Here is a 16,328-nt window from a genome sequence, read left to right on the forward strand (position 1 = left end):
TGTTACACCCATTAAAATGGGCGCAACATCATAGCCAACTATAGAAGATGATGCACGGCGGATATTTCAGCAAATGAGGCGTGGTAAGAAAATGGCGAACGCCGCCCTGGCGGGAGGCGTTAGGATCAGGGTTTTTTAGCCTGCGGTTGTGCTGCAGTGGCGTCAACGATTCTGAGCGAATAGACCATGGTCGCTCCCGGCGGGATTTTAGGCGGTTTGCCTTCGCTGCCGTAGGCGAGCTCGGGAGGGATCACGACCGTAATAGCGCCGTGATTTCCCAGCCGCTTTATGGGCCCAAGGAACAGTGGAGGATAAGATTTCAGGGACTGAGACCACACTTTACCCTCCGCCTCCATATCGTTAATGACGGTTCCGTCAGTAAGCGTTTCTTTGATGGTGACGGTAACGATGTCGCTATCGAGAATCTTGCCCTTACCGGCATAATCTATGCGACTGTAAACGCCATCTTTCAATACCACTCCTTTTTGCTGCGCGAACTTTTGCTGATATTTCTTTCCTTCGCTAAGCGTTTGCTGTTCGATCTTCTTCAGGTTCTGAAAGACTTTTTTAGATACATCGAACAAAGCTTTATTGCGCGCTTTCTCATCAAGGGCGATATTTCCGGAAAAAGAATCCTGGATCCCCTGCAGTACGGTATCTTTGCTCATTTTTACGCCCTGGGAATCCCGGGTGGATAAGAGCTGTAGCACTTCAGCGCCCATCGATACGCCAATAGCGTAAGCCTGCTGCAGGGGCGCTTTCGCAAGGTCGATAGCCGCTGGTTTTTTAGCTTCGGCATCAGCTAACATGGTTTTTAGTCGGGTAATTTCATCTGCGCTGGCTTGTAGTTGGGCTTTATCTTTATCGGCGGCATCCTCCTGAAGGGATGACTGCTGCTTGCTGATGATAAAGGAATCCAGTTTAGCCGTGAGCGCCTGTTTTTCTACCCCTGCAGCCGCCAGTTTTGTCGTTAAATCCTTTTCTTTCGTTTCATAGGCGGCGAGCTTCGCGAGCACGACTTTATGGTCTGTTTCAGCCGCCTCCAGCTTCGTTTGTAGCGCCTGCCGGGCGGCGTCAGCCGCGGTGAGTTTTGTGCGCATTTGCCCCTGAGCTGACTCAGCGGCAGCGAGCTTGCTAATGAGCGCTTGTTTGTCTGATGCAGCAGCCGTGAGCCTGGAGGCCGTATCTTGCTTTTCCGTTTCCGCCGCGGCGAGTTTCTTTATCAGTGCCTGTTTTTCAGCGGTTGCCTCAGTCAGCTGCAGCTCGGCTTTTTGTTTTGCGGATTCTACTAATAATAGCCTTTTTTCTTGCTGCACTATTTTATTTTCGGAGGCGTTACGCTGGCCCACGCTCTGTTTTATTTCAGCTGCGGCCGTTAGCTCTTTATCTATTAATCGTTGTTTTTCGGCTACAGCAGCCGCTAATTTTTTCTCAAGCAGCTGAATTTTATCAGTCAGCTCTTTTTGGTTATCTGCTGCGGCATTAATCGTCACAGGTTTAGCTTCCAGCTGCTGTCGAAGCTGGCGGATGAGTTTATCTTTTTGAGAAATTATTGCAGCCTGGCGGGAGATATCATTGGTACTCTGAACGCTTTTTTTATTGGTTGTTTTTGTTTTATTGCTTTTTTCCTCCACGGGCTTAACAGGCTCACGACTTTCCTGCGCCTGCTGCTCTTTAGCGTAATTTAAAAATGCAGGGCCTGAAGCGTCGCTGCTTGAACTCGTCGTGACGCTTATCAGTGCATCTTTTTCCGCAAAGGCGTCCGGCAATAGCGCCAGCACAAACACTGCTGCCAGCGATACCGAATTGAAGTTTTTAGCTATTTTCCCGTTCATAGCTGAACATTTTCACCACGTTTAACAAGACTATCTATCAATGCCTTTTCAATATCAGCGCATAGCTTGATTGATTTGAACTGGTACATCGAATCGATTCCCTGTTTTGTCGGTTCAGCGACTTTACTGCGGACAGAATTATATTGGGTTGCAGCGCTCAGCAGGGCGGTGAACTCATTACCGAGTTTGTCTGCCTGCTTTGGATTCACTTCTTTCAGAGACTCAAGAGCCTTACGGCAGGAGTCTAAACGCGCTTGCTCATCTGCGACTCTCTGCTGTTCCGTTTGTTGTTGGCTTAATGTCGTATCAGATAATGGTTTCATTAATCTGGCGGATTGTCTGGACTGCGTTGAATTACAGCCCACTAATAAAATGACGGCCAGAGGCGCTATGCGTGTAAATAAGGATATGTTCAAGGTTTCATTCCATTGATAAAAAGGGGTGTTATTGGGCGATAATAGTGTGCAAAAAAGAAGATTGCAATATTAGAGTTTTGTTTTTGAAAGTCTATTTATTATATTTGTTTTAGTGATGAGTCAAACTCTTAATGAATTAAGTTTGAATTGTTAGTGAATTCTATGAATTGAGATATAAATTAAAGCGCGTAGTTAATTGAGCCGCTATTATTACGGCGCATCATAGCCGTATTCTCACGGCTACCGATTTTTTGAAATGAGGGGGATTATTTCACGTAAGCAAGCAGGCTAAGTGAGTCACGCGCCAGCGCTTTACATTTTTTGGTGGTGGGGATTTTGATTCCGCTGAGGTCCCGGTAGCTATCTTCACCCAGCGCTTTCATATTGAAGCTGTCGTAATTGCTTAAATCCCACTGGTTCTGCTGAGCAAAAAAGACCAGGGCGCGGCGAATCTGCGTGTTGGGCAGATTTTGATAACCGCAGTCGTTCTTCAGAAAGACGAATACTGCCGTTAAATCAGCCATATCCTCCGCTTCGGACTCGCTTAATGCATAGCTATTGGCGGAGAGAGTGAGCAGGCTGCCAAGCACTATTGTTCTGAAAAGCGTCTTCATTTTTTCTACCATTGAATCACGGACGAACAACGTTAGCATACTTCGTTACACTGCGCCGAGCTTTATTCTTACTCTTCTACTTGACCTTCCTGTTGGGGGAGGGTTTAAGCTCAATTATTCACCAGCAGAATAAAAAGGATGTGAAAATGCAACGTCGTGAGTTTCTTAAACTAACCGCTGCGGTAAGCGTAGCCAGCGCATTGCCGCTATGGAGTCGCTCGGTTTTCGCCGCCAGTCGTCCATCGTTGCCTGTACCGGAGCTACTTACCGCCGACGCGCGCAATCGCATCTCGTTGATCATCCAGGCCGGAAAAACGCAGTTCGGCTCTCATCTTGCGACCACCTGGGGCTATAACGGTAATCTGCTGGGCCCGGCCCTACAGCTTAAGCAGGGGGAGCAGGCAACCATCGATATTCATAACCGGCTGGCGGAGGAGACCACCGTACACTGGCACGGTCTGGAGGTTCCCGGCGCCGTTGACGGCGGTCCCCACGGCGTGATTGCCGCCGGAGGCTCCCGCACGGTGACCTTTACTCCAACGCAGCGGGCGGCGACCTGTTGGTTCCATCCTCATCAACATGGCAAAACCGGCAGACAGGTCGCGATGGGGCTGGCCGGGCTGGTACTGATTTCTGATGCGGAAAGCGAAAAGCTGCTCTTGCCAAAGCAGTGGGGAATTGATGATGTCCCGGTGATTGTGCAGGATAAAAAGTTCACCGCAGCGGGAGAGATTGATTATCAGCTCGATATCATGAGCGCAGCCGTTGGCTGGTTTGGCGATACGCTGCTGACTAACGGGGCGCTTTACCCGGAGCATGCCGCGCCTCGCGGCTGGCTACGGTTGCGTCTGCTTAACGGTTGTAATGCGCGTTCTTTGAATTTCGCCACCAGCGATAAGCGGCCCATGTACGTGGTGGCAAGCGATGGCGGTCTGCTGGCTGAGCCGGTGAAAGTCAACGAGCTGCCGGTGCTGATGGGGGAGCGTTTCGAAGTGTTGGTGGATACCACTGACGGGAAACCCTTTGATTTAATTACGCTACCGGTTAACCAGATGGGGATGGCGATTGCTCCGTTTGATCGGCCGCAGCCGGTATTACGCGTGCAGCCACTGACTATCCAGGCTTCCGGTAAGCTGCCGGATGTTCTGGCCGCTATGCCAGCGCTGCCCTCCCTTCAGGGGTTTACTCAGCGTACTCTGCAGCTCTCTATGGATCCGATGCTCGATATGATGGGGATGCAGGCGCTGATGCAAAAATATGGCGACCAGGCGATGTCCGGCATGGACCATGGCATGATGATGAATCATGGCGATATGGGGAATATGAATCACGGAAACATGAATCATGGCGGCATGGCGCAGATGAAGCACGGTCATCAAGGTTTTGATTTCCATAATGCGAATCGAATCAACGGTAAAGCCTTTGATATGAATGTTCCCCTGTTTGCGGCGGCGAAAGGGCAGTATGAGCGGTGGGTGATTTCCGGCAAAGGCGACATGATGTTGCATCCTTTCCATATTCACGGTACTCAGTTCCGTATTTTGTCCGAAAACGGTAAAGCGCCGGCACCCCACCGGAGCGGCTGGAAAGATACCGTCAGGGTGGAAGGCGATGTCAGTGAAGTGCTGGTGAAATTTGATCACGATGCGCCGAAAGAACATGCCTATATGGCGCACTGCCATCTGCTGGAGCATGAAGATACGGGGATGATGCTTGGATTTACGGTGTAGCTCGTCTAAGCGGGCTCGCCTGGCGCGAAAAGAGAGAGACGTACCATAGAGAGAAGGCCCGGAAACCGGGCCTTCTTTTTTTACTTCGCGTCGTCCGGTAAAGCATAAGCGACGATATAGTCGCCCATCTTCGTGCCAAACGAACCGTGACCGCCCGCAGAGATGACAACGTACTGCTTGCCATTCACTTCATAGGTCATCGGCGTCGCCTGACCGCCAGCCGGCAGACGTGCCTGCCATAACTTCTCGCCGTTGCTCATATTGTAAGCGCGCAGATAGTTATCCGCGGTCGCGCCGATAAACAGCACATTGCCGGCCGTCGAAATTGGGCCGCCCAGCATCGGCATACCCATGGTGAACGGGAGCTTAACCGGCATCGGGAACGGCAGGCTATCCTGTGGCGTACCGATACGTTTTTTCCACACCACTTCGTTGGTTTTCAGATCCAGCGCGGAGATATAGCCCCATGCTGGCTGTTTGCAGGGCAGACCGAACGGTGACAGGAACGGGTTGAGCGTGACGCCGTAAGGAACGCCGTACTGCGGCTGAATACCGGCCTCGGTACCCGAACCTTTGGCGTCTTTTGGTTGCTCCATCGGATTACCGGGTCCGCGAGGGATCAGTTTTGAGACAAACGGCAGCGCCATTGGGTTAGCAATCGCCACCTGGCGGTTCGGATCGACGGAGATACCGCCCCATTCGAACATCCCCAGGTTACCCGGGAAGACCAGCGTACCTTGTTCTGACGGTGGAGTGAAAATCCCTTCATAGCGCAGCTGATGGAAGATAACGCGGCACACCAGCTGGTCGAACATGGTGGCGCCCCACATATCCGCGCCGGTCAGGTCTTTCTTCGGTCGGAAGCTCAGGTCGGAGAACGGCTGAGTTTTCGCGACGTAGTCACCTTTCGCCGCCCCTTGCGGAACCGGTTTTTCCGGTGCCGGGACGACCAGCTCACCGTTACGGCGATCGAGGACAAAAATATTACCGGTTTTTGCCGGAGCGTAAATCACCGGCACGGTTTTGCCGTTCACGTCAATGTCCGCCAGCGTCGGCTGCGACGGCATATCCATATCCCACAGATCGTGATGAACGGTCTGGTAACTCCACGCCAGTTTACCGGTCGTGGCGTTCAGCGCCACGATGGAGCTGGCATAGCGCTCTTGTTCGGGCGTACGGTTGCCGCCCCAGATATCCGGGGTGGTCACGCCCATAGGCAGGTAGACCAGATCCAACTTCGCGTCATAGGCCGCCGGTGCCCAGGAGTTTGGTGAATTCAGGGTGAAATGATGTTCATCATCAGGAATCGCGTTGGGATCTTTCGCGCCCGGATCAAAGGCCCACAGCAGTTTACCGGTATTCACATCAAAGCCGCGAATAACGCCTGAAGGCTCGCGGGTGGAGAAGTTATCGGTCACGGCGCCGGCGATGACGATTGTCTTATCAGTAATAATCGGCGGTGAAGTGGGTTCATACATGCCCGGCGTGGTGACTGGCATATTGGTTTGCAGGTTGAGAATGCCTTTATTAGCGAAGGACTCACACAGCTTACCGGTTTCGGCATTGATGGCGAACAGGCGGCCATCGTTGACCGGAAGAATAATGCGGCGCGGGCAGTCGGCAACCACATCCGCCGGCGCGTTATCCGCTTTGGCTTCATGATATGAAACGCCGCGGCAGGTCACATGCTGGAAAGACGGGTCCGCGTTGAGCTGCGGATCGAAATGCCACTTTTCTTTACCGGTGGCCGCATCAAGCGCGAACAGGCGCTGGTGGGCGGTACACAGATAGAGCGTGTCGCCAACTTTAATCGGCGTGACTTCATTGGTGATTTCACCCGGATCGTTAGGCTGCTTGAGATCGCCCGTACGGAATACCCATGCCTCTTTCAGGTTCTTCACGTTATCGGCGTTAATCTGCTTCAGCGGCGAGTAGCGCTGGCCTTCCTGGTTGCGGCCATACGCCGACCAGTCGCCATCGGCCACCTCGGAAATTGGTGCCGCTGGCGTTGCATCAGCGCTCAGCGTACCGTTGACCTCCTGCGGGTCGTTGAAGCCAGCCCATGTAAGGATGCCGCCGCTAATCAGCAGGGCGACAACCAGCCCGGCAACGGCGCCAGAGGAGGGAATCGGCAGGCGACGCCAGACAAACGGCAGAATAAGCCAGATGCCGAAGAAGACCAGAATGTCGCTACGCGGAGTCAGCGCCCAGAAGTCGAAGCCAACTTCCCATACGCCCCAGATCATGGTGGCAAGCAGCAGCGCGGCGTACAGCCAAAGCGCAGAACGCTTACCGCGGAACAGCAAGACGGTGACGGCCAGCATCACCAGACCTGCGACAGGGTAGTACCATGAGCCGCCGAGGGCGACCAGCCAGGCCCCGCCTGCTAAGAGATACAGGCCACAGAACGCTGCAAAAAGAGCCGTCAGCGTCACGAGTAGCCGTGATTGTTGAGATTTTGTTTCTGCCATAGAAGGACACTCGTTTGTTTGTTAATTTTTTAACTGCAATTAATTATAGGATTTAACAAGTGTGATCGGAATCACAAAATGGGCTTTATTAATCACTGCATCGCATATTTCTTTTTGCTGGTATACTGCGTGGCTTGCCGGTCAACGTCGGTGCAATCGCAGCGGAGTTGATGATTTACATTAAGAATCAAATGGTTAGTTTTATGAAACATACTGTAGAAGTGATGATCCCGGAAACCGAGATCAAAGCCCGTATTGCTGAGCTCGGTCGCCAAATCAACGAGCACTACAAAGATAGCGGCAGCGAAATGGTGCTGGTGGGGCTGTTGCGTGGCTCATTTATGTTTATGGCCGACCTGTGCCGTGAAGTTCAGGTACCGCATGAAGTCGATTTTATGACCGCCTCCAGCTACGGTAGCGGCATGTCCACCACCCGTGACGTCAAAATCCTCAAAGACCTGGATGAGGATATCCGCGGTAAAGATGTGCTGATCGTGGAAGACATCATCGACTCTGGCAACACGCTGTCAAAAGTGCGCGAAATCCTCAGCCTGCGTGAACCGAAATCGCTGGCGATTTGTACGCTGCTCGATAAGCCAAGCCGCCGCGAAGTGAAGGTGCCGGTTGAGTTTGTCGGTTTTGCGATCCCGGACGAGTTCGTGGTGGGTTACGGCATCGACTATGCTCAGCGCTACCGCCACCTGCCGTATATCGGCAAAGTGACGCTGCTGGACGAGTAACGCGGATTATCTATCCCGGCTTATCCGGGATATTAAGAGGGGCGCGTGAATTACTTGTGATTGACGTGCTTGCTTTTAAGGTTGGAAATTCCATGGCGATAGCGCTGTTCCAGCGTTTCGCGGCTGACGGCGGTCACGTCAAGATCGCGTAACATGCCGTCGTGAATGCCGTAGGCCCAGCCGTGAATTGTCACTTTCTGTCCACGCTTCCACGCCGACTGCATAATCGTTGAATGGCCAAGGTTGTAAACCTGCTCCATCACATTCAATTCACACAGCGTATCAAGGCGGCGCTCTTCGGGCATTTCCCCCAGCAGCGAGCTGTGCTTAAACCAGATATCGCGAATATGCAGCAGCCAGTTGTCGATAAGGCCTAGCTCGGTATTTTCAATCGCCGCCTGCACGCCGCCGCAGCCGTAGTGGCCGCAGATGATGATGTGTTCGACTTCCAGTACATCGACCGCGTACTGCACCACGGAAAGGCAGTTCAGGTCGGTATGAATCACCAGGTTGGCGACGTTACGGTGTACAAACAGCTCGCCGGGTTCCAGGCCGGTCAAACGTTCAGCGGGGACGCGGCTATCGGAACATCCAATCCACAGAAAGCGCGGCTTCTGCGCCTGTGCCAGTTTCTCAAAGAAACCGGGGTCTTCCTCCACCAGCATTTTTGACCATAGTGCATTGTTGCTGATGAGTGTATCTATATCGTTCATGGATGTTTACGGGCCTGTAACCAAGTAAGTGCGTTGCGCTAATATAGGTTAACCTCACATTTTTTAAAACAACCCATCGCGTGTCACGACACGAGAAGAGACATTTAATGACCATTGCTCTGGAACTAAAACAGCTCAAAAAAACCTACCCCGGCGGGGTTCAGGCGCTGCGCGGAATCGATCTTCAGGTAGAAGCGGGCGATTTTTACGCGCTCCTGGGGCCGAACGGCGCGGGAAAATCCACCACTATCGGCATTATCAGTTCGCTGGTGAACAAAACCTCCGGCGAGGTCAACGTGTTTGGCTATGACCTGCAAAAGGATGTGGTGAACGCCAAGCGCCAGCTCGGCCTGGTGCCGCAGGAGTTCAACTTTAACCCCTTTGAAACCGTGCAGCAGATTGTGATTCACCAGGCGGGCTACTACGGCGTTGAGCGCAAAGAAGCCATCGCCCGTAGCGAAAAGTACCTCAAACAGCTCGATCTTTGGGAAAAGCGCAACGAACGCGCGCGGATGCTCTCCGGGGGCATGAAGCGCCGCCTGATGATTGCCCGCGCGTTGATGCATGAACCGAAGCTGCTGATTCTCGATGAGCCAACGGCGGGAGTGGATATTGAGCTGCGTCGTTCGATGTGGGGATTCCTGAAAGATCTGAATGATAAAGGCACCACGATCATTCTGACGACCCACTATCTGGAAGAGGCCGAAATGCTGTGTCGCAATATCGGTATTATTCAGAACGGCGAGCTGGTGGAAAACACCTCGATGAAGGCGCTGCTTTCCAAGCTGAAATCAGAAACCTTTATTCTCGATCTGGCTCCCAAAAGCCCATTACCGGTACTGGAAGGCTATCAGTATCGTCTGGTTGATACGTCGACGCTGGAGGTTGAGGTGCTGCGCGAGCAGGGGATTAATAGCGTATTTACGCAATTGAGCGCGCAGGGAATACAGGTATTAAGTATGCGTAACAAAGCTAACCGTCTGGAAGAGCTGTTTGTCACGCTGGTACACGATCGGAAAGGAGAATCAGCATGATGCAGCTTTATTGGGTCGCGCTGAAAAGCATCTGGACCAAAGAGATCCATCGCTTTATGCGTATTTGGATCCAGACGCTGGTGCCGCCGGTCATTACGATGACCCTTTACTTTGTCATTTTTGGCAATCTGATCGGCTCGCGCATCGGTGAAATGCATGGTTTTACCTATATGCAGTTTATCGTGCCGGGCCTGATTATGATGGCGGTGATCACCAACGCCTACGCCAATGTCGCTTCATCATTCTTCAGCGCGAAATTTCAGCGCAATATTGAAGAACTGCTGGTCGCGCCGGTCCCCACCCATGTGGTGATCGCCGGCTATGTGGGCGGCGGCGTTGCCCGCGGTCTGTGCGTCGGGATTCTGGTGACGGCGATTTCGCTGTTTTTCGTTCCGTTCCAGGTTCACTCATGGGTATTTGTCGCCCTGACTCTGGTGCTGACCGCCGTGTTATTTTCGCTGGCTGGTCTGCTGAACGCGGTGTTTGCCAAAACCTTTGATGATATCAGCCTCATTCCGACCTTCGTGCTGACGCCGCTGACCTACCTCGGCGGGGTTTTTTATTCGCTGACCCTGCTGCCGCCGTTCTGGCAAGGCCTGTCGCATCTGAACCCGATTGTCTACATGATCAGCGGCTTCCGCTACGGCTTCCTCGGCATTAACGATGTTCCGCTCGCCACAACCTTCGGCGTGCTGGTGGTGTTTATCGTCGCGTTTTATATTTTGTGTTGGTATCTGATCCAGCGCGGGCGCGGGCTGCGCAGCTAATTTAGCCGTTCATGGCGCTTCGCTGCGCAGTTAAGCGAAGCGCCAGCAAACAATTTTGATTGTCATCACCGATATTTATCGCTTCCCTTGCTAAATTGTTTGCCTGCTAAGGAGGTAGGCGATGTTAGGTTGGGTGATTACCTGTCATGACGAACTGGCGCAGGAGATGCTGGATCGTCTGGAGAAAAAGTTTGGGCCGCTGACGCAGTGTCGGGCGGTTAACTACTGGCGTAATCTCAGCAGCAATATGCTGAGCCGCATGATGTGCGACGCGCTGCACGAAACTGACGGCGGGAAAGGGGTCATTTTTCTGACTGATAAAACCGGCGCGGCGCCTTATCGCGTCGCTGCGCTGATGAGCCACAAGCACACCCACTGCGAAGTGATTTCTGGTATCAGCTACCCATTACTGGAAAGTATGTATCTGCTACGTCCGTCCCTCAGTAGTGAAGCCTTCCGCCACGCGATTGTCAGCGCCGGAGGTCCTGCGGTGAGCAGCCTCTGGCATCAGCAGCAAAAAAATCCGCCTTTTCGACTACTGCATGAGCCGTACGGGAATTAAGCATTGGTATTGATGATGCTTTTGTTACAATGACGGCAGTTCTTGTCTACTGGTTCGATGCGCATGTTTGCCCGAATTCTTGCTTTACTTCTCCTGTTCACGACGCTCGGCGCCTCAGCCAGTTTGTTAAGCCAGCAGGGTGTCCCGGCACGTTATATGCAGACGACCGAAGATGCCGATATCTGGGCACAGGTGGGCAATCAGGTAGTGAGCGTCGGCAACGTGCGGGCAGGACAGATTCTGGCGGTAGTGCCGACGGCGGCGGATTACTATGAGTTTAATTTTGGCTTTGCGACCGGCTTTATTGATAAAGGCCACCTGGAGCCGGTACAGGGGAAGCAGCGGGTTGAGGACAGCCTGGGCGATCTGCATAAATCCCTGAGCAACCAAAACCTCATGACCTGGAAAGATACGCCGGTATATGATGCCCCCGCCGTTGGCAGCGCGCCCTTTGGCACCCTGGCGAGTAATTTGCGTTACCCGATTATCAGCAAGCTTAAAGATCGGCTGAATCAAACCTGGTTTCAGATTCGCATCGGCAACCGGCTGGCGTGGGTGAGCAGCCTTGATGCCCAGGAAGATAACGGCATCCCCATCCTTACCTACCACCATATTCTTCGTGACGAAGAAAACACCCGCTTTCGCCATACCTCAACAACGACTTCCGTTCGCGCCTTCAGCAACCAGATGACCTGGCTACGCGACCAGGGCTATACCACGCTGAGTATGTATCAGCTTGAGGGCTATCTGCGTAATAAAGTGAACCTACCGGCGCGCTCGGTGGTGATCACCTTTGACGATGGGCTGAAGTCGGTCAACCGCTACGCGTACCCGATCCTCAAGCAGTATGGCTTTCACGCCACGGCTTTTATTATCTCGTCGCGCATTAAGCGCCATCCGCAGAAATGGGCGCCGAAATCGCTGCAGTTTATGAGTATTTCCGAGCTAAAACAGATTCAGGACGTTTTTGACGTGCAGTCGCATACCCATTTTCTCCATCGGGTTGATACCGATCGTCATCCAATTCTGCTCAGCCGCAGCTATCACAATATTCTGTTTGATTTTGAGCATTCGCGGCGGGCGCTGGCGCAGTTTAATCCGCACGTACAGTATCTCTCTTACCCGTTTGGCGGCTATAACGCCACGGCGGTTCAGGCGGCGAATGACGCTGGTTTTCATCTGGCGGTGACGACGGTAAGAGGAAAGGTGAAACCGGGGGATAATCCGTTCTTATTGAAAAGGCTGTATGTATTAAGAACGGATTCGCTGGAAACCATGTCGCGGCTGATAAGCAACCAGCCGCAGGGGTAGATCAGGCAACCTGTACCGGAATAGCTTTTGCCTGGCGCTTCATTTCGTTCTCGCCTTCAAAATAGGCCACTTTCGGCTGCCAGGCGCGGGCTTCTTCGTCAGGCATCATAACGAAGCTGGCGATAATCAGAATATCACCGACGCTCGCACAGTGCGCCGCGGCGCCGTTAACGGAGATAATTCGCGAACCGCGCTCCGCGGCGATGGCGTAGGTGGAGAAACGATTACCGTTGGTCACGTTCCAGATATGAATAGCCTCGTTTTCCAGGATGCCGGACGCATCCAGGAAATCCTGATCAATAGCGCAGGAGCCTTCATAGTGCAGGTCGGCCTGCGTGACTTTAACGCGGTGGAGTTTGCCCTGCAGCATATTACGAATCATAACGTCTACCTTTAAAGCTTAACGATAACAAAGCGGGCGTGACGTCCGCCTTGAGGAAATTCCTGGCAGTATTGCCCGATTTTTAACCCGTGTCTACCGAGCGAGCGCCACTATCTGGTTGTCGATCAAACGTGCTTCGCCGAGCCACGCCGCCATCAGGATCACCGCGCGCTGGCTGTTTTCGGTCAAATCGAGCAGCGTATCGGCGTCGCGGATCTGGATATCATCGGCGCGGAAGCCTTTTTCGTTCAGCTCCTGCCCGGCAATCGCGATAATTTCGTCAAGGTTGCGCTCGCCGGCCGCCAGTTTCTCCGCCGCGCGATTCATCACCTTATACAGCCCCGGCGCGATTTTGCGCTGCTCTGCGCTGAGATAGCCGTTGCGCGAACTCAGCGCCAGCCCGTCTTTCGCGCGCATAATCGGTACGCCAATAATCTCGATGTCGTAGCCCATATCCGCGACCATTTTGCGGATCAGCGCCAGCTGCTGGAAGTCTTTTTCGCCGAAGCAGGCGACGTCCGGCTGGATCAGGTTGAACAGCTTACTGACGATAGTGGAAACGCCGCGGAAGTGGCCTGGACGGCTGGCGCCCTCAAGCATCGTCGACAGCCCCGGGACATCGACGTAAGTCTGGCTTTCGGTACCCTGCGGGTAGATTTCCGCCGCGGCAGGCGCGAAGACCAAATCGACCTTCCGTTTGTTCAGCTTTTCGCAATCGTCCTGCAGGGTACGCGGATAGCGCGCCAGATCCTCGGCGCGGTCAAACTGCATTGGGTTGACGAAGATACTTGCCACCACGACATCCGCGCTGGCTTTAGCGGTATCAACCAGCTTCATATGGCCATCGTGCAGGTTGCCCATGGTGGGAACCAGCGCAATGCGCTTGCCCTCCTGGCGTAAACGGCGGATATGCTGGCGCAGCAGCGGCAGGGTTTCAATAATCAGCACAACAACACTCCTTAATGGAAACTGTGTTCTTCGCCCGGATACACGCCGGACTCCACTTCGGCAACATATTGCCGTACCGCGGCGCGCATGTCGCCCGCTGTGCTAAGGAAATTTTTGGCGAATTTTGGAATATGACCGCCGGTAATACCAAAAGCGTCATGCATCACGAGGATTTGTCCGTCAGTGACGTTGCCCGCGCCGATACCAATCACCGGGATGGTTAACGCCTCGGTGACGCGTTTCGCCAGTTCAACCGGTACGCACTCCAGCACCAGCAGCTGCGCGCCCGCCGCTTCCAGCGCCAGCGCATCATCAAGCAGAACTTGCCCGGCATCGCCGCGGCCCTGAATTTTATACCCGCCAAAGACATTCACCGACTGCGGGGTCAGACCGAGGTGTCCGCACACCGGTACCGCACGCTCGGCAAGCATTTTCACGGTATCCGCCAGCCAGGCGCCGCCCTCGATTTTGACCATGTTGGCTCCCGCGCGCATGACGATAGCGGCGTTCTCGAAGGTTTGTTCCGGTGTGGCGTAAGCCATAAACGGCAGGTCGGCGAGCAGCAGACAGTTCGGCGCGCCGCGGCGTACCGCGCGCGTGTGATAGGCGATGTCTTCAACGGTCACCGGCAGGGTGGAATCGTGGCCCTGCACCGTCATGCCCAGCGAATCGCCGACCAGCATCACGTTTATACCCTCATCGGCGAACAGCTTTGCAAAGCTGTAGTCGTAGGCGGTGATAGTGGCGAAGCGTTTCTTCTCCTGTTTACATTTCTGCAGCAGGGCGATAGTGGTCGGTTTCATAACGTTTCCTGATGATGAAAGTCATTTTAACCGGCATTCTAACAGCAGCATTCAGGGGGGCAATGGTTTTAGGCAACCGATTACCACGATCGCCGTAATTGCTAAAAAAGAAGGGTTATTACCAGAGGGCGGGTTTTTCTGCGCCGAGATTTGCCAGAACAGCCCGTAATGCCGTACCGTCGGGGAAACGCAGCTCGGGGGCGATTTCAAACAGCGGCCACAGCATAAAACCGCGGTTTTTCATATCGTAGTGCGGTACGGTCAGGCGCGGGCTGCTAATCACGTCATCGCCAAACAGCATGATGTCGAGGTCCAGCGTGCGCGGTCCCCAGCGTTCGGCTTTACGCGTGCGGCCCTGCTGCAGTTCAATACGCTGGGTGTGGTTGAGCAGCGCTTCTGCGGTCAGCGCGGTTTCCAGCGCGACGGCGACGTTGAGGTAGTCAGGCTGATCCTGCGGCCCCAGGGGCGGCGTGCGGTAGAAAGAGGAAACGCTTATTACCCGGCTATCGGGTATGTCCGCCAGCGCGTTAACGGCAGCGTTGACCTGCTCCAGCGGAGAGGCCAGATTGCTGCCAATCGCGATATAGACGAGCGTCATGCGCTACCTTCGCGGCGCGGCGCGCGTTTGCGCGGACGACGGTGGCGGCGGCGCGGGGCCGGATCGTCCCCTAAATCATCCAGCATATCTTTCTGATCCGGCGGCGCGGCGACCTGGAACTCGCCCCACCATTTGGTCAGACGCTGCAGCTCGCTGCTGTTTTCGGCGCCGGCGCGCAGCTCCAGCAGATCGTAGGCGGCGCGGAATTTTGGATGCTCCATCAGCTTCCACGCGCGTTTACCTTGACGGCGGGACATCCGCAGCTGAAGCTGCCAGATATCGCGCACCAGGGTAGTAATACGTTTCGGGATGGCCAGCGTGCGGCAGGCCTCGTCCAGCACGTCGTTCATCGCCAACGCGAAGGCATCGTAGTAGGCCAGTCCGCTCTCCTGCGCGATTTTCTGCGCGGTTTCCAGCAGCGGATACCAGAACATCACCGCGAACAGGAACGCCGGATTAACGCGCATATCGTTGCGAATGCGGGTATCGGTATTCTTCAGCACCTGGCTGATGATGCGCTCCATTGGACTATCGCCGCGCTCGGTAAAGTAGCGGGTAATGGTCGGGAACAGCGGCTGGAACAGATTATATTCGCGCAGCAGGATGTAGGTTTCATAACCGTCGCCGGCCTGCAGCAGCTTCAGGACTTCTTCAAATAGACGCGCCGGCGGCACATCGTGCAGCAGCGTCGCCAGGCGCGGGATCGGCTCGGCGGTCTCTTCGCTGATGCTCATACTGAGCTTCGCTGCAAAACGCACCGCGCGCAGCATGCGCACCGGATCTTCGCGATAGCGGGTTTCCGGATCGCCGATCAGACGGACGACGCCATCCTGCAGATCTTTCATGCCGCCGACGTAGTCGCGGACGGTGAAATCCGCCACGCTGTAGTAGAGGCTGTTGATGGTAAAGTCGCGGCGCTGGGCATCTTCTTCAATCGAACCGAAGATGTTGTCGCGCAGCAGCATACCGTTCTGGCCGCGCTGGGAGGTGATGCGATCGGTGGTGTGGCCTTCATGATGGCCGCGGAAGGTGGCGACTTCGATAATTTCCGGCCCGAACATCACGTGCGCCAGGCGGAAGCGGCGGCCTACCAGGCGGCAGTTGCGGAACAGCTTACGGACCTGTTCCGGGGTCGCATTAGTGGTAACGTCAAAATCTTTAGGTTTTTTGCCCAGCAGCAGATCGCGTACGCCGCCGCCGACCAGCCACGATTCATAGCCCGCCTTGTTAAGTCTGTACATGACCTTGAGGGCATTTTCACTGATATCTTTGCGGGAAATTGCATGCTGCTCGCGCGGAATAACCGTCATATGTAATTGTTCGACGGCGGCTTCTGCCTCGCGCTCTTCACGGCTTAGCACCTTACGGCAAAAATTAGCGACTCGGGTAAAAATGGTACACCTC

General features: G+C 54.2%; 16 protein-coding genes. 6 read left to right on the top strand and 10 right to left on the bottom strand.

Annotation, left to right across the window (positions count from 1 at the left end):
* Nucleotides 1-125: 125 nt before the first annotated feature.
* The 3 genes from KOSB73_RS07170 to KOSB73_RS07180 all read right to left on the bottom strand — a co-directional run bounded on the left by KOSB73_RS07170 (nucleotide 126) and on the right by KOSB73_RS07180 (nucleotide 2,865).
* Nucleotides 126-1,835 (bottom strand): FKBP-type peptidyl-prolyl cis-trans isomerase N-terminal domain-containing protein, encoded by a 1,710-nt coding sequence (locus tag KOSB73_RS07170; RefSeq protein ID WP_098140342.1) that lies wholly within the window; start codon nucleotides 1,833-1,835, stop codon nucleotides 126-128.
* Complete coding sequence (locus tag KOSB73_RS07175) at nucleotides 1,832-2,251, bottom strand: hypothetical protein (RefSeq protein ID WP_024360328.1); 420 nt, start codon at nucleotides 2,249-2,251, stop codon at nucleotides 1,832-1,834. The genes KOSB73_RS07170 and KOSB73_RS07175 overlap by 4 nt, the downstream gene beginning before the upstream one ends.
* A 266-nt stretch (nucleotides 2,252-2,517) precedes the next feature.
* Complete coding sequence (locus KOSB73_RS07180) at nucleotides 2,518-2,865, bottom strand: YacC family pilotin-like protein (protein ID WP_004872121.1); 348 nt, start codon at nucleotides 2,863-2,865, stop codon at nucleotides 2,518-2,520.
* Between the two features lie 146 nt (nucleotides 2,866-3,011).
* Here KOSB73_RS07180 and cueO point away from each other — a divergent pair, with 146 nt between their 5' ends.
* Complete coding sequence (cueO, locus tag KOSB73_RS07185) at nucleotides 3,012-4,595, top strand: multicopper oxidase CueO (RefSeq protein ID WP_004872119.1); 1,584 nt, start codon at nucleotides 3,012-3,014, stop codon at nucleotides 4,593-4,595.
* A gap of 80 nt (nucleotides 4,596-4,675) precedes the next feature.
* Here cueO and KOSB73_RS07190 read toward each other — a convergent pair whose 3' ends face one another.
* A complete protein-coding gene (locus KOSB73_RS07190; RefSeq protein ID WP_004872116.1) occupies nucleotides 4,676-7,066 on the bottom strand; it encodes a glucose/quinate/shikimate family membrane-bound PQQ-dependent dehydrogenase in 2,391 nt (796 codons plus the stop codon).
* Nucleotides 7,067-7,269: 203 nt separating this feature from the next.
* On the opposite strand from KOSB73_RS07190, the gene hpt reads away from it, so the two are divergent.
* Entirely contained in the window at nucleotides 7,270-7,806 is a 537-nt protein-coding gene (gene hpt / locus KOSB73_RS07195; protein WP_014227950.1) for a hypoxanthine phosphoribosyltransferase, read from the top strand.
* Between the two features lie 50 nt (nucleotides 7,807-7,856).
* Here hpt and can read toward each other — a convergent pair whose 3' ends face one another.
* Complete coding sequence (gene can, locus KOSB73_RS07200; RefSeq protein ID WP_004129036.1) at nucleotides 7,857-8,519, bottom strand: carbonate dehydratase; 663 nt, start codon at nucleotides 8,517-8,519, stop codon at nucleotides 7,857-7,859.
* Between the two features lie 107 nt (nucleotides 8,520-8,626).
* Between can and KOSB73_RS07205 the strand changes: the two genes are divergently transcribed.
* The 4 genes from KOSB73_RS07205 (at nucleotide 8,627) to KOSB73_RS07220 (ending at nucleotide 12,193) form a co-directional block, all read left to right on the top strand.
* A complete protein-coding gene (locus KOSB73_RS07205) occupies nucleotides 8,627-9,553 on the top strand; it encodes an ABC transporter ATP-binding protein (RefSeq protein WP_004872112.1) in 927 nt (308 codons plus the stop codon).
* Entirely contained in the window at nucleotides 9,550-10,320 is a 771-nt protein-coding gene (locus KOSB73_RS07210) for an ABC transporter permease (protein ID WP_004129040.1), read from the top strand. Before KOSB73_RS07205 ends, KOSB73_RS07210 begins: the two co-directional genes overlap by 4 nt.
* A gap of 121 nt (nucleotides 10,321-10,441) precedes the next feature.
* Complete coding sequence (locus KOSB73_RS07215) at nucleotides 10,442-10,882, top strand: PTS sugar transporter subunit IIA (RefSeq protein ID WP_004872110.1); 441 nt, start codon at nucleotides 10,442-10,444, stop codon at nucleotides 10,880-10,882.
* A gap of 57 nt (nucleotides 10,883-10,939) precedes the next feature.
* Nucleotides 10,940-12,193, top strand: coding sequence for a polysaccharide deacetylase family protein (locus tag KOSB73_RS07220; protein WP_049085606.1), 1,254 nt, complete (start codon nucleotides 10,940-10,942; stop codon nucleotides 12,191-12,193).
* A gap of 1 nt (nucleotide 12,194) precedes the next feature.
* Here the strand turns inward: KOSB73_RS07220 and panD are convergent, their stop codons facing one another.
* The 5 genes from panD to pcnB form a co-directional block, all read right to left on the bottom strand.
* On the bottom strand, nucleotides 12,195-12,575 hold the full coding sequence (panD, locus tag KOSB73_RS07225; RefSeq protein WP_004129045.1) for an aspartate 1-decarboxylase: 381 nt from the start codon (nucleotides 12,573-12,575) through the stop codon (nucleotides 12,195-12,197).
* Nucleotides 12,576-12,668: 93 nt separating this feature from the next.
* Nucleotides 12,669-13,523: a pantoate--beta-alanine ligase gene (gene panC, locus KOSB73_RS07230; protein WP_004872105.1), complete on the bottom strand. Its 855-nt coding sequence runs from the start codon at nucleotides 13,521-13,523 to the stop codon at nucleotides 12,669-12,671.
* Between the two features lie 11 nt (nucleotides 13,524-13,534).
* Nucleotides 13,535-14,326, bottom strand: coding sequence for a 3-methyl-2-oxobutanoate hydroxymethyltransferase (panB, locus tag KOSB73_RS07235; protein WP_004098680.1), 792 nt, complete (start codon nucleotides 14,324-14,326; stop codon nucleotides 13,535-13,537).
* A 118-nt stretch (nucleotides 14,327-14,444) separates the two neighbouring features.
* Nucleotides 14,445-14,924: a 2-amino-4-hydroxy-6-hydroxymethyldihydropteridine diphosphokinase gene (gene folK / locus KOSB73_RS07240; protein WP_004872100.1), complete on the bottom strand. Its 480-nt coding sequence runs from the start codon at nucleotides 14,922-14,924 to the stop codon at nucleotides 14,445-14,447.
* The gene (pcnB, locus tag KOSB73_RS07245; protein ID WP_071830632.1) at nucleotides 14,921-16,318 is read right to left on the bottom strand and encodes a polynucleotide adenylyltransferase PcnB; all 1,398 of its coding nucleotides are present in this window, start codon (nucleotides 16,316-16,318) and stop codon (nucleotides 14,921-14,923) included. Before pcnB ends, folK begins: the two co-directional genes overlap by 4 nt.
* Between the last annotated feature and the right edge of the window lie 10 nt (nucleotides 16,319-16,328).

Origin of the sequence: Klebsiella grimontii (assembly GCF_900200035.1) — a bacterium.
Classification (GTDB): domain Bacteria; phylum Pseudomonadota; class Gammaproteobacteria; order Enterobacterales; family Enterobacteriaceae; genus Klebsiella; species Klebsiella grimontii.